11 protein-coding genes are annotated in these 12668 nt (G+C 71.0%); 3 read left to right on the top strand and 8 right to left on the bottom strand.

Annotation, left to right across the window (positions count from 1 at the left end; translation table 11 throughout):
* Positions 1-19: 19 nt before the first annotated feature.
* Positions 20-1276, top strand: a complete 1257-nt coding sequence (locus O2L01_RS07215; RefSeq protein ID WP_270121242.1) for an MFS transporter — start codon at positions 20-22, stop codon at positions 1274-1276.
* 1 nt (position 1277) lies between these two features.
* Here the strand turns inward: O2L01_RS07215 and O2L01_RS07210 are convergent, their stop codons facing one another.
* Together O2L01_RS07210 and O2L01_RS07205 are read right to left on the bottom strand one after the other, a co-directional pair.
* The gene (locus tag O2L01_RS07210) at positions 1278-2207 is read right to left on the bottom strand and encodes an NADP-dependent oxidoreductase (protein ID WP_270121537.1); all 930 of its coding nucleotides are present in this window, start codon (positions 2205-2207) and stop codon (positions 1278-1280) included.
* Between the two features lie 112 nt (positions 2208-2319).
* Entirely contained in the window at positions 2320-3525 is a 1206-nt protein-coding gene (locus O2L01_RS07205) for a DUF418 domain-containing protein (RefSeq protein WP_270121241.1), read from the bottom strand.
* A 128-nt stretch (positions 3526-3653) separates the two neighbouring features.
* Here O2L01_RS07205 and O2L01_RS07200 point away from each other — a divergent pair, with 128 nt between their 5' ends.
* Together O2L01_RS07200 and O2L01_RS07195 are read left to right on the top strand one after the other, a co-directional pair.
* Positions 3654-4400, top strand: coding sequence for a TetR/AcrR family transcriptional regulator (locus O2L01_RS07200; RefSeq protein ID WP_270121240.1), 747 nt, complete (start codon positions 3654-3656; stop codon positions 4398-4400).
* Positions 4401-4719: 319 nt separating this feature from the next.
* A complete protein-coding gene (locus tag O2L01_RS07195; protein ID WP_270121239.1) occupies positions 4720-5919 on the top strand; it encodes an ice-binding family protein in 1200 nt (399 codons plus the stop codon).
* Positions 5920-6010: 91 nt separating this feature from the next.
* Here the strand turns inward: O2L01_RS07195 and O2L01_RS07190 are convergent, their stop codons facing one another.
* From O2L01_RS07190 to O2L01_RS07165, 6 genes are read right to left on the bottom strand one after another with little or no spacing between them, the layout of a single operon-like run.
* A complete protein-coding gene (locus O2L01_RS07190; RefSeq protein ID WP_270121238.1) occupies positions 6011-7048 on the bottom strand; it encodes a 2-hydroxyacid dehydrogenase in 1038 nt (345 codons plus the stop codon).
* Positions 7045-7662, bottom strand: coding sequence for a histidine phosphatase family protein (locus O2L01_RS07185; RefSeq protein WP_270121237.1), 618 nt, complete (start codon positions 7660-7662; stop codon positions 7045-7047). Before O2L01_RS07185 ends, O2L01_RS07190 begins: the two co-directional genes overlap by 4 nt.
* Positions 7663-7673: 11 nt before the next feature.
* Entirely contained in the window at positions 7674-9140 is a 1467-nt protein-coding gene (locus O2L01_RS07180) for an FGGY-family carbohydrate kinase (RefSeq protein WP_270121236.1), read from the bottom strand.
* Entirely contained in the window at positions 9133-10617 is a 1485-nt protein-coding gene (locus O2L01_RS07175; protein ID WP_270121235.1) for an FGGY-family carbohydrate kinase, read from the bottom strand. Before O2L01_RS07175 ends, O2L01_RS07180 begins: the two co-directional genes overlap by 8 nt.
* Positions 10618-10621: 4 nt before the next feature.
* The gene (locus O2L01_RS07170; protein WP_270121234.1) at positions 10622-11866 is read right to left on the bottom strand and encodes a sugar ABC transporter permease; all 1245 of its coding nucleotides are present in this window, start codon (positions 11864-11866) and stop codon (positions 10622-10624) included.
* Entirely contained in the window at positions 11863-12660 is a 798-nt protein-coding gene (locus O2L01_RS07165; protein WP_270121233.1) for an ATP-binding cassette domain-containing protein, read from the bottom strand. Before O2L01_RS07165 ends, O2L01_RS07170 begins: the two co-directional genes overlap by 4 nt.
* Between the last annotated feature and the right edge of the window lie 8 nt (positions 12661-12668).

The following is a 12668-nucleotide window of genomic DNA, read 5'->3' as shown; positions in this document are numbered from 1 at the left end:
GTCAAGAGGAAGCACGCCCATGTCCGACGTCAGCAAGAAGGCATCGATCCTGCGCCAGCCGACCGCCGTGTGGGCGATCGCGTTCGCGTGCACCGTGTCGTTCATGGGGATCGGGCTCGTCGACCCGATCCTCCCCGCGATCAGCGAAGGGCTCGAAGCCTCGCCGTCGCAGACGATGCTGCTGTTCACCAGCTACCTGCTCATCACCGCGATCGCGATGTTCTTCAGCGGCTTCATCTCGAGCCGCCTCGGCGTCAAGCGCACGCTGCTCGCGGGCCTCGCGCTCATCGTCGGGTTCGCGGCGCTCGCGGGCACTTCCGAGACGGTGAACCAGATCATCGGCTTCCGTGCGGGCTGGGGCCTGGGGAACGCGCTGTTCATCTCGACCGCGCTCGCCGCGATCGTCGGCGCCGCGAGTGGCGGGAGCCGCCAAGCGGTGATCCTCTACGAAGCGGCCCTGGGCATCGGCATGGCGATCGGGCCGCTCCTCGGCGGCGCGCTCGGCGAAGCCTCCTGGCGCGGGCCGTTCTTCGGGACGGCCGCATTGATGGCGGTGGCGCTCATCGCGATCGCGGTGCTGCTCCGCAGGTCCGACGCGAAGCCGGAGCCGGTCGCGTTCGGCGCGGGCCTCTCGGCCCTGCGCAACCCGGCGCTGCGCACGCTCGCGATCACCGCGCTGTTCTACAACTACGCGTTCTTCACCCTGCTCGCCTACACGCCGTACCCGCTCGAAGCGGCGGCCTCGGCGAAGGGGCTCGACTTCGGGGCGCACGAACTCGGCCTGGTCTTCTTCGGCTGGGGCGCCGCGCTCGCCGTCACCTCGGTGTTCGCCGCGCCGGTGCTCACGCGGCGGTTCGGGCTCATGCCGGTGCTGCACTCGATGTTCGTGCTGCTCGCGGTCGGCTTGGCGGCCATGGCGATCGGCGTCCGGTCGGTGCCCGTGCTCATCGGGGTCGTCGTCGCGGCGGGCCTGTTCCTGGGCGTGCTCAACACGGCCCTGACCGAGACCGTGATGGAGGCGACGGACCTGCCGCGGAACGTGGCCTCGTCGACCTACTCGGGCGTGCGGTTCCTCGGCGGCGCAATCGCCCCGGCCGTCTCCGGCGGCATCGCCGAGGCCATGGGCGCGGGCGCGCCGTACTGGTTCGGCGTCGGCGCGCTCGGCGTGTCGATCCTGGTGCTGGCCACCGGAAGGCGCACGCTCGGCCACCTCGGCCGCCCGCACGCCACGGCGAAGGCCGAAGCCCAGCTCATCACGGCGGGCGACGCCGCCTGACTCAGACGGTGATCACGAGTTTGCCGGTGGCGCTGCCGTGCTCCATCGCCTCGTGGGCCTTCACGAAGTCCTCGAGCGGGAACGTCTCGGAGACATGGACTTTCAGCTCGCCCGCGTCCGCGAGGCGGGCCAGGCCCTGGAGGCCGATCAGGTCCGGTTCGACGAGCATGAAGTCGGTGCGGATGCCGCGCGCGACCGCCTCGGGGAACTCGGCGTCGCGCTTGGAGTAGTAGAGCTGGCAGAGCACGCCGCCGTCGCGGAGCACCGAGATCGAACGCTCGGCGTAGTCGCCCGCGAGCGTCGTGAGCGCGACGTCGACGTCCGAGACGACGTCTGCGAAGTCGACGGCCCGGTAGTCGATCACCTCGTCAGCGCCGAGGCCGCGCACGAACTCGTGCTTCCCGGCACTGGCGGTGGCGATGACATGGGCGCCAACGGATTTGGCGATCTGGACGGCGAGGTGGCCGATGCCGCCGGCAGCGGCGTGGATCAGCACGGTCTGACCCGCCGAGAGGCCAGCATTGTCCACAAGGGCTTGCCAAGCGGTGAGGCCGCAGAGCGGGAGCCCGGCCGCCTCGATGTGCGAGAGCGACTCCGGCTTGCGCGCGAAGTGGCGGCTCGGGGCCGTGACGAACTCGGCGTGCGTCCCGGCCTGGTGCGGGAAGCTCGGCATCCCGAAGACCTCGTCGCCGGGCTTGAAGCGGGTGACGCCGATGCCCACCTTCTCGACGACGCCGGAGACGTCCCAGCCGAGGATGAACGGCGGCTGTCCGATGTAGAGGCCGATCTCGCGGGCGGCCGGGTCGACGGGGTTGACACCCGCCGCGCGGACGCGGACCTGGATCTCGCCGTAGTACGGCTCCGGCCGCTCGACCTCGGTCAGGGCCAGCACCTCCGGCCCGCCGAGGGTCGTCTGGGTCACGGCGCGCATCATCTCGGGCACGGCTGGTCCTGTCTCCTGGAGTCACGGGGCGGTAGGGCTCGATTCTATGCCGGGTTCCGCCAGGGCCCGCCGCCACGGCAGGCCCCGGCAAGAACCGTGCTTATCGCTTGCGGCCGTAGGTGAGTCGCCGCAGCAGTGTCTCGGCCGGACCGCGGTAGCCGCGGCGGTGCGCCAGGTACGCGGCCCACACGGTCAGCGCCCACACGGCGGCCGCGCAGACCTGCGAGACCAGCAGCGGGCTGCCGACGCGGTCGTCCAGGCCGAGGAAGAACGGCGTCGCGAGCACGAGCCAGGCCACGGACTGGAACAGGTACCCGCTCAGCGACCGCTGGCCCAAGGCGCTCACGGCCGTGACGACGAGCCCGGCGGGCTTGCGGGTGAGGACGTGCGCGAGGAGGCCGAAGATCGCCGCGTAACCCACGCCGCCGAAGAAGCCCGAGGTCTCGTACAGCATCTTCATCGCGGCGGCCGTGTCGTCCGCGACGTGGATGAAACCGCCGCTGAGCAGCGCCATCGGCATCCCCGCGCCGACCGCCACGGCCAGGCCGCCGACCGCGGTCCAGCGCAGCAGCGGCAGGTGCCGCTCGGGCTCCTCGAGGAAGCGGCGGCGGCCCGCCCACGCGCCGACCCACACCATGAGGATCATCGGCAGCACCGTCGCGGTGTGCATCGGCCACTCGGCGAGCCGTTCGCCCACTGAAGCGAGGTAGCCGCCGGCGTCGACGGACGGGAAGGGCGACACGGGGATCGTTGCGTTCCCCGCCTGGAAACCGGCGGCGACCAGGCCCGCGAGGACGAGGGTGTAGAGCCCGCCCACGGCGATGTACCAGGGCGCGAAGCGGTGGACCTTGTCGGTGCGCTGCAGCAGCAGGAGCGTGAACGCGATGCCGATGAGCCCGTAAGCGCCCAGGAAGTCCCCCGAGTAGAGCAGCACGCCGTGCGCGATGCCGAAGACGAAGAGCCATGCGTTGCGGCGCAACAGCACCCGCCGCACCTGGCCGGGGGTCGCGCCCGCCTGCGCCTGGCGGCGGGCGAGCTGCACGAGGCCGTAGCCGAACATGATCGCGAACAGCGGGAACGCCCGCGCGTGGATGAACTCGACCATGAAGAAGTTGTAGAAGCGCTCGAAACCGCGCGGGTCGGTCTCGACGCCCGGCGCGCTGGCGAGGAAGTAGCCCGCGGCGTTCGCGAGCGCGATGAAGAGGAGCATCGCGCCGCGCGCGAGGTCGGGCGCGAGCGCCCTTTCGGTGGGGCGCACGGGGCCGCGGCTGATGCGCGGCTCGGCGAGCGTGGCTTGAGCGGTCATGTCGATCCTTCGGGGTTTCGCGATCGTTTGATTTAGTGTCTTAGGGATACTATCCTAGGGATATTAATAGCATGTGCGATGATGCTCCCGCAAGCCGGGATTCGAAGGGACGGAGGTGGCCGCAGCGCATGGACGAGACGCAAGTGCCGGATGAGCTGGCGCGACTGTGGCGGATCACACCGGAGTCCCGCCTCGGGCGACCCGCGAAGCTCGACGTCGGCCGGGTCGTGGACGCCGCGATCGCGCTGGCGGACGCCGAAGGCCTCGCGGCGGCGACGCTACCGAAGGTCGCCGAATCCCTCGGGGTCACCAAGATGTCCCTCTATCGCTACGTGGGCTCGAAGGACGAGCTGCTGACGCTCATGCGCGACGCCGTCGCCGGCCCGGTGCCATCCTCACTGGACGGTACGGGTCCGTGGCGCGAGCGGCTGCGGCTGTGGGCGGTCGAGCAGCGCGGGATGTTCGTGCGGCACCCGTGGCTCGCGACCGCGCCCGTCTCGGGACCTCCGCAGGGCCCCAACCTGATCGGCTGGTTCGACGCCGGACTGCGCACACTGCGGAGCACGGGCCTCGACTGGCCCGCGAAGGTCGGCGTCGTCATGCTCGTGGGCGAGTACGTGAGCGGCAACGCCCAACTGACGCTGGGCTTCGAGGCCGCCCGCGCCGACACCGGCGAGGACCAGGCGGCGGCCGAGCAGGCCTACGGGCGCGCCATGGCGGCGCTCATCTCGGCCGAGCGGTTCCCCGACGCGGCGGCGCTGTTCGCCTCGGCCACGTTCGAGGACACCGGCGCGGACACCGCACAAGAGGACTTCGACTTCGGCCTGGAGCTCATTCTCGACGGTGTCGCCGCCTTGATCGCGGCGAGCGACTGACGGTTCACGCCCACCAACCGATGGTCACGAGCGACAGGGCCGCCTAAACGCGCTCGCCTTTCATCAATTCGCATCACATCAGCTGAACGTGTGATTGAGTGTCTTTTGTCTACCGTGAAAGAGAGTCGTTTAAGGCAATCGCCGTTCTGACATACTGCTCCATTCTGGATGGCTGAAATGGGGGCATCCAATGACGGCAGGACTGCGGAGTTCGCGGTGGCGAAGGCTCATCACACTACTCGCCGCGGCAGTCACCGTAGGCATTCTCGCCGTCTGGATGACGTCATACCCAGGTGGTGCCCAGGCCCAGGACGCTCCGGTGGGACTGGGGACAGCCGCCGATTTCTCGGTACTGGCAGGCTCGACCGTCACCAATACCGGGGACACCCTTCTGGAGCAGGACCTCGGAGTCCACCCCGGAAGCGCCGCTACGGGCTTCCCGCCTGGCGTGGTCGAGGGCGATATCCACTTGGCAGACGCGGTCGCCGAACAGGCGAAGCTGGACCTCGCGACCGCCTACAATGACGCAGCCGCGCGCACCCCGTTCATCAACTTGGACAACCAAATAGGCGGACTTACCTTGGAGCCCGGGGTCTACCGGATAAGCGCGGCGCAGCTCACCGGTCAACTGACGCTCGATCTCCAGGACGATCCCAAGGGCGTTTTCATCTTCCAGATCGAATCCACACTCATCACCGCATCGAACAGCAGCATCATTTTCATCAACGGCTCCTCGCCCTGCAACGTCTACTGGCAGGTCGGCAGCTCGGCGACGCTGGGAACCGGCACCGACTTCCTCGGGAACATCATGGCCTCCGCGTCGATCACCATGAACACCAATGCAACGCTGCAGGGGCGGGCGCTCGCACAGACCGCCGCGGTGACACTTGACACCAACACCATTTCCGAACCGGAATGCGCACCAGACATCCCACCGACCACTGATGAGCCGACCACGGACGGACCGACCACGGACGGGCCGACCACCGATGGACCGACGACGGACGGGCCGACCACCGACGGGCCGACGACCGATGGACCGACGACGGACGGACCGACCACCGATGGACCGACGACGGACGGGCCAACCACGGACGCGCCGACCACCGACGGGCCGACGACCGATGGACCGACGACGGACGGACCGACCACCGATGGACCGACGACGGACGGACCAACCACGGACGCGCCGACCACCGACGGGCCGACCACCGACGGGCCGACGACCGATGGACCGACGACGGACGGGCCAACCACGGACGGACCGACCACGGACGGGCCGACGACCGACGGGCCGACGACGGACGGACCGACCACCGACGGGCCGACCACCGACGCGCCGACCACCGATGGACGAAGCTCTGACGCGACCAGTCCGTCCGCACCTCCCCGCTCCGGGGCGGGAATGCCCATAACCGGCAACAGAGCATTGATGGCCATTGCGACCGTAGGGCTCGCGCTTGTCGCAGCAGGTGGACTGGTCTCGGTCTTCGCTTGGCGCCGCGCACATCAGGATTGATCTAGGACGTCAGCGTCGCGCCAAGCCATTCCGGTACGGCACTTCGTCCTTCGCCCGACCGAGACGCCACAGCAGTAGCGGGACAGCTCTTCTAGGCGCGGAGGACTGCCGGGTTCTGGCAATGCTGCAGCGGTTTCCCGTTGAGGAACCGCGCGACCTCCTCGGCGGTGATCCGCGCGGCGTTGTGCGCGGTCTCGCGGCTGGCGCCCGCGAGGTGCGGGGTCATGACGATGCCTTCGGTGCGCAGCAGGCGCGAGCCGGCCGGAATCGGCTCCTCGGGGTAGACGTCGAAGCCGGCGGCGAAGAGGCGCCCGCTCTCGAGCGCGTCGCAAACCGCGTCATAGTCCACGAGGGACCCTCGGGCGCAGTTGACGAGCACGCCGCCGTGCGGCATCCGGGCGAGCTCGGCCGCGCCGATCATGCCGGTCGTCTCGGGCGTGACCCGGGCGTGCATCGACACGACGTGGGACTGCGCGAGGAGGTCGGGCAGGTCCACCTGCTCGGCGATCCCGTCGAGGGCGGCCGGGTCCACATAGGGATCATGGACGACGACCCGCGCGCCGAAGCCGTTCGCGATGCGCGCGACACGGCTCCCGATGGCGCCGTAGCCGATCAGGCCGACCGTGCGGCCTTCGAGTTCGAGGCCGACCGAGTCGTACCGGTAGTAGTCGCCGCGCCAGGTGCCGCCCGCGAGGTCGCCGTGGACCTGCGGGATGCGGCGCATCGCGGCCAGCATCAGGGCAATGGTGTGCTCGGCGGTGGCGGTCGCGTTGCGTCCCGGCGTGCTCGTGACGGCCACGCCGAGCGCGGTGGCCGCTTCGAGGTTGACGTTCACGGGCCCGCCGCGGCCGACGGCCACGAGTTCGAGGTCGGGGCAGGCGCGCAGCACCCGCTCGGTGATCGGGGCCATCTGGGTGACGCAGATCCGGACGCCTTGCAGCGCTTCGATGATCGCGTCCTCGGACCCCGAGGCCTCCTTGACTTCGGCTACGGGGCCGAACGGCACATCCGGCCACGGGAGCGCGAGTTCGGTGATGTGCAGGTCCGCATCGACGTGGGCGCGCAGTTCCTCGGCGAGCAGGGCGGGCAGGACGAAGCTGTCCCCCGCGGCGAGCACTCGGACGGTCATCGGCGGTCCTCCTCAGGCACGGCCATGTCGATGGGAGTGTTGTACTGCAGCAGCGAGCGGCGGCCCCCGGCGACCCTGACCTCCGTCAGGCCCACGTTGCGCACCAACGGGAAGCGCCGCCGGTACTCCGAGAGCGGGATGCCGAGCCAGTCGCACAGCACCACCCGCATGAGGGTGGAGTGCCAGACGACGAGGACGCGGCCGCCGTCGAACTCGGCGGCGATCTCGTCGAGGCACGCGGTCGCGCGTCTGACGGCCTCGACCGGGTCTTCGCCGCCTGGCAGGTGGTTGCCCACCGGGTCGCGGTCGAAGGCCTCGTACCGGTCGGGGAAGCGCTCGCGCATCTCCGCGCCGGTGAGGCCCTCGCCTTCGCCGAACTCGATCTCGCGGAGCCGGTCGTCTTGGTGCGGAGGGAGTCCGGCGGCGGCAGCGGCGGGAGCGAGGGTCTCGACGGCACGCGCGAGCCCGGAGCTCCAGCAGGCCGCGAGCCCGGCGGTGGCCGCCCACGCGGCCAGGCGTTCCGCCTGCTCGCGGCCGCGGCCGGTCAGCGGGATGTCGCTCGCGCCGGTGTAGCGGTTCTCGGCGTGCCAGACGGTCTCCCCGTGGCGCACCATGACGATGTCGGTCAGTGTTCGGCCCTCCGGTAGGCGTGGGTGGTCAGCGGCTGCGGGAGCCGGTCGCGCAGGTGGTCGACGAACCGCAGGTACAGCTCGGTGAGTGACGAGTGCCGGCGCTTGTCGGGTGCGATCTCGGCGCGGATGCGGACCATGGCGGCCGCGGTCTCCTTTATGGAATGTCCGGTGGCGGTCGCGGCCAGGACGGCCATGCCGACGGCCGATTCGGCCTGTTCGGGCAGGAGCACGCGGCGGCCGAGCATGTCGGCGCGCAACTGCGACCAGTACCGGTTCGCGGCCCCGCCGCCGGTGAACGTCAGGGCGCCGTCGGTGGGCGCGCCGAGCAGGTCGAGGTAGTCGAAGCAGAGTCGTTCCACGCACGCGAGTCCGGTGAGGACCCCGTGGAAGCGGTCCACGTCGTCGGCGGTCTCGCCGATCGTGAACGGCTCGAGATCGGTTGCGGTGAAGGGGAAGCGCTCGCCGCGTGCGGCGGCGAGGGGGTAGACGACCGGGCCGGGATCGCGGTACGCGGCGCGTGCGGTGAGCAGGTCGAGGTCGGCGCCGGGCAGTAGGCGGCTGAGCGCGCCGGCGCCGCTGCTGGACGCGCCGCCGGGCAGCCAGGTCTCACCCGGGCCGCGGTGGCAGTACACGACGCCGCCCGGGTCGCGGATCAGGTGGTCGGAGACGCCTTTGAGCACGAGCGTGGTGCCCAGCACCGAGTTCCAGGAGCCGTCGCCGAGCGCGCCCGCGCCGAGTTGCGCCGCGCAGCCGTCGGTCATGCCCGCGACGATCGGCGTCCCGGCCGGGATGCCCGTGGCCGCAGCGCCTTCGGGGCCGACCTCGCCGATGACGGTGCCCGGGCGGGCGACCTCGGGCAGGATCGCGGCGGGGAGGCCGAGCCGGTCGAAGACCGTTGCGGGCCAGGCGTCCGCGAGGAGGTCGTATCCGGTCTTGAGCGCGTGGCTCGCGTCCGACGCGAGTCGGCGGCCGGCGAGCCGCCAGGTGATGAGGTCGGCTTGATGGAGGAGCCGTGATCCATCCTCTATGGATCCTTGCTCGTCGAGCCAGGCGAGTTTCGGGAGGGCCCAGCTCGGTTGCATCCGCTGGTAGCCGAGGCGCTGCCAGACCTCGGCGCCGATGTCGTTGACGCGCTCGGCTTCTGCGGTCGCGCGGGCGTCGTCGTACATGAGGCCCGGGGTGAGCGGCGTGCCCGCGGCATCGGCCAGGAGGATCGTCCCGGAGGTGGCGTCCACGGCGAGACCGCCGATCCTGGACGGGTCGAGGCCGCGCATCGCCTCGCGCGCGGCGGCGCAGGTCGCGCGCCACCACTCCTCCGGGTCCTGCTCGTGCCGGTCGCCTTGGCGCACACCGGTGAGCGGGTGCGAGCCGCGCCCGAGCACCGCGCCTTCGCCGTCCACGGCGAGGACTCTGACGCTCTGGGTGCCGACGTCGACGCCGATCCAGATCCGGTCACGCACGGCGCGCCGCCTGCCGCCGCCAGCCTTCGCGGGCGATCGCCCGCAGCTCGAGGAACTCCTCGTAGAGACTCGCGTATCGTTCGGCCGCTTCGGGATCGGGCTCGAACCGGTCCCCCACGCGCACATACTTGTCGGCCGCGGTGCGCAGGTCCGGTTCAGCGCCCGTCGCGACGAGGCCGGAGAGGAACGCGCCCTTCGCGCCGACCTCGGTGTCCGCCGAGCGGGCCACCGGCACGCCGGTGACGTCCGCGATCATCTGGCACCACAGGTCGCTGCCCGTGCCGCCACCGCAGACCCGCAGTTCGCGGACCTCGGCGCGGGACGCGACCAGGCAGTCCTTGATGGTGAGACTCAGGCCCTCGAACACGGCCCTCGCGAGGTGCTCTCGGTCGTGCTCGAGCGAGAGGCCCCAGAACGTGCCGCGCGCGGCGGTGTCGAGGAACGGCGCGCGCTCGCCGGCGGGCGAGAGGTAGGGCAGGAACACCAGGCCGCCCGCGCCCGGTGCCGCGAGGTCGGCGAGGTCGCTCAGCGCGTTCGGGGAGTCGAGGTCGAGCATCGTTGTGGCCCAGTCGATCACCTCGGTCCCGGCGAGGGTCGGGTACACGCGCAGGAGCCGCCCGGTCGAGTCCAGCGCCACCGAGAGGCCCGCGGGTTCGCCCGAGGTGTCGGGCTCGTCGCGCACGACCTCGGTGCACAGGGTGGTGCCGAGGATCGTGCACCCGGTCCCGGCCACGGTCGCTCCCGCGCCGATCGCGGTCGAGGCGACGTCGTAGGGCGCCAGGACGACTGGAATGCCTGCGGGGAGGCCGAGTTCGGCGGCGGCCTCGGGACGCAGGGTCGCGGCGCGGCGGTCGTCGCCCACGATCTCGGGCAGCAAACGGGCCGCGGTTCCGAAGCCGAACAGGTCCACGAGCTGCTGCGAGTAGGCGCGCGCCTCATGGTCGAGGAACGGCACGGAGACGTCCGACTCGTCCGCGACGACCAGCCCGGTCAGGCACCGGAACACCCAGCCGCCGCAGGTGAGGGCCGCGCTGGAACGCGCGATCCGGTCGGGGTCGTGCTCGTCGAACCAGGCGAGCACTGCGTTCGGCAGTCCGGGGAACGACAGGGAGCCGTTGGCGCGGAACGCGTCTTCGAGCAGGCCTTCGTCGCGCCAGCGTTCGATGATCCCGGCCGCCCGGCCGTCCGACCACAGCACGCCGGGGCCGGTCGGCTCGCCACGGTCGTCGACGAGCCAGCAGCCGTCGCCTTGCGCGGTGAGCGCGATCCGTTGCGGCGGTTCGGGAAGCCCGTCCACGAGGTCGCGGACGGCGGTCGCGACGGCCTCCCACACCTCCCCCATGTCCTGCTCGGCCCAGCCCGGCTGCGGCCGGAGCACTGCCACGGAGGAGCGGGCGATGGCCAGTTCCGTGCCGTCGTCGCCGTGGAGGACGGCCTTGATCGCGGTGGTGCCCGCGTCGATCGATATCGAGGTCATGGCGTCATCCTCGCCCATGCGCCTGGCGCGAGCGCCGGGCGAAGGAGTCGAGCGCGACGGCGACGACGAGCACCGCCCCGGTGACCATGAACCGGTACGACGAGTCGAGGTTCAGCAGTGTCAGTCCACTGGAGATCGACTGGATCACGAGGATGCCCAGCAGCGCGGAGAAGGCCGAGCCGCGCCCGCCGAAGAGGCTGGTGCCGCCGATGACGGCCGCCGCGATGGCGTTCAGGTTCACGTCGCCGGTGCCGGTACTCTGCGTGGCGGCCGCGAGGCGGGCCGCCGCGAGGACGCCGCCGATCGCGGCGAAAGTGGAGCAGAGCACGAACACCCAGGAGTAGACCCGTTTGACGTTGATGCCGGCCCGCCGCGCCGCCTCGGGGTTGCCGCCGACGGCGTAGACCGAGCGGCCGAACTTGGTGCGGGACAAGACGTAGTGCATGACGAGCACGAACGCCACGAACAGCATGAACATCCAGGCCACGCCGCGTGTGCGGTTGAGGTAGTAGACCGCGAACACCAGGGCGGCGAGGATCAGGGCCGAGCGCATGACCAAGAGCCGCATGGAGACCGCGGAGAGGCCCGCCGCGCGGCGGGTGCGCGCGCCGATCCAGCCGGCGGCGAAGACGCCCGCCGCGGCGAGGACCGCGAACACGTACGCGAGCCAGGCCGGCACGAACCACAGCTGCGCGAACTGCACCAGGTTCGAGTCGTACGGCAGGTTGACGGCGTTCTGGCCGCGCAGCAGCCACAACTGGACGCCGAGGAACGCGAGGAGCCCGGCGAGGGTCATCACGAAGCTGGGCACCGCGAACCGGTTGAAGCCCTGGCCGTAGACCCAGCCGATCACCGACCCGGCGGCGACGGCCGCGGCGATCGCGATCCACGTCGGCTGTCCGTACTGGACCATCACCATCGCGGTGATGGCGGCCGAGACGCCGCTGACCGAGCCGACGGAGAGGTCGATCTGGCCGACCAGCAGCACGCACACGATGCCGAGCGCGAGGAACCCGACCGGCACGATGTCGAACGAGAGGTTCACGAGGTTGGTGCTGGACAGGAAGGTGCGGTTGAGAAGCTGGAAGACCGTCCAGATCACGATGATGCCGCCGAAGACCGGCAGCATCCCCAGGTCGCCGTCGCGCACGCGGCGGACGGCGGCGCGGACGCTGTCGCCGAGGGTCTTCGGGGCGAGCAGCCGCTCGTCCTGGAGGTCCACGGCGGGCGCGTTCTCCACTCTGGTCACGACTCCTCCGTTCCCGCGGCGAGGCGCGAGGCGCGCTTCGACACCGCGTTGTCGGCCGCGCCGGTGATCGCCGCGACGATGTCCTCGGAGGAGACCGAGCGGGCGTCGAACACGCCGTTGTTGCGGCCCAGGCGGAGCACGGCCACGCGGTCGGCCACCGCCCGCACGTCCGCCATGTTGTGGCTGACCATGACCACCCCGAGCCCGTTGTCCCGCAAGCGCTCCACGAGGTTGAGCACCTCGGCGGTCTGGGCGACGCCGAGCGCCGCGGTGGGCTCGTCGAGCAGGATCACCTTCGGGTCGCCGAGCAGGGCCCGGGCGATCGCGACGGTCTGGCGCTGCCCGCCCGAGAGCGCCGCGACCGGCACCTTCAGGGTGGGGATCTTCGCCGAGAGCTGGCGCAGCAGCTCCCATGACTGCTGCTCCATCGCCACGTCGTCCAGCAGGAACGGGCGCAGCTCGCGGCCGAGGAAGAGGTTCGCCTTCACGTCCAGGTTCTCGCACAGCGCGAGGTCCTGGAACACGGTGGCGATGCCGAGCGCGTGGACCTGCGCGGGCGATTCGAGGGCGACCTCCTCGCCCTGGAAGCGCACCGCGCCGGCGTCGGCCCGGTACACCCCGGCGAGGATCTTCACCAGAGTGGACTTCCCGGCGCCGTTGTCGCCGACGACGGCGACCACTTCCCCGGCGCCGACGTCGAGGTCGACGTCGGCGAGGGCGGCGACCGCGCCGAAGTTCTTGGTGATCCCCCGCAGCGACAGCACCGGCGGTGCCGCGGATTCGGTGATGGTCATGATCGGTA

The sequence above is a fragment of the Glycomyces lechevalierae genome (assembly GCF_027622945.1).
GTDB lineage: Bacteria > Actinomycetota > Actinomycetes > Mycobacteriales > Micromonosporaceae > Glycomyces > Glycomyces rutgersensis.
Note: the sequence above shows the minus strand (reverse complement) of the source record. Positions and strands in the feature narration are given on the sequence as shown.

Coding starts and splice junctions, on each gene's coding strand:
- O2L01_RS07210 (WP_270121537.1), bottom strand. CDS start 2,207: ATGCGCGCCGTGACCCAGACGACCCTCGGCGGGCCGGAGGTGCTGGCC.
- O2L01_RS07215 (WP_270121242.1), top strand. CDS start 20: ATGTCCGACGTCAGCAAGAAGGCATCGATCCTGCGCCAGCCGACCGCC.
- O2L01_RS07205 (WP_270121241.1), bottom strand. CDS start 3,525: ATGACCGCTCAAGCCACGCTCGCCGAGCCGCGCATCAGCCGCGGCCCC.
- O2L01_RS07190 (WP_270121238.1), bottom strand. CDS start 7,048: ATGACCGTCCGAGTGCTCGCCGCGGGGGACAGCTTCGTCCTGCCCGCC.
- O2L01_RS07200 (WP_270121240.1), top strand. CDS start 3,654: ATGGACGAGACGCAAGTGCCGGATGAGCTGGCGCGACTGTGGCGGATC.
- O2L01_RS07165 (WP_270121233.1), bottom strand. CDS start 12,660: ATGACCATCACCGAATCCGCGGCACCGCCGGTGCTGTCGCTGCGGGGG.
- O2L01_RS07185 (WP_270121237.1), bottom strand. CDS start 7,662: ATGGTGCGCCACGGGGAGACCGTCTGGCACGCCGAGAACCGCTACACC.
- O2L01_RS07175 (WP_270121235.1), bottom strand. CDS start 10,617: ATGACCTCGATATCGATCGACGCGGGCACCACCGCGATCAAGGCCGTC.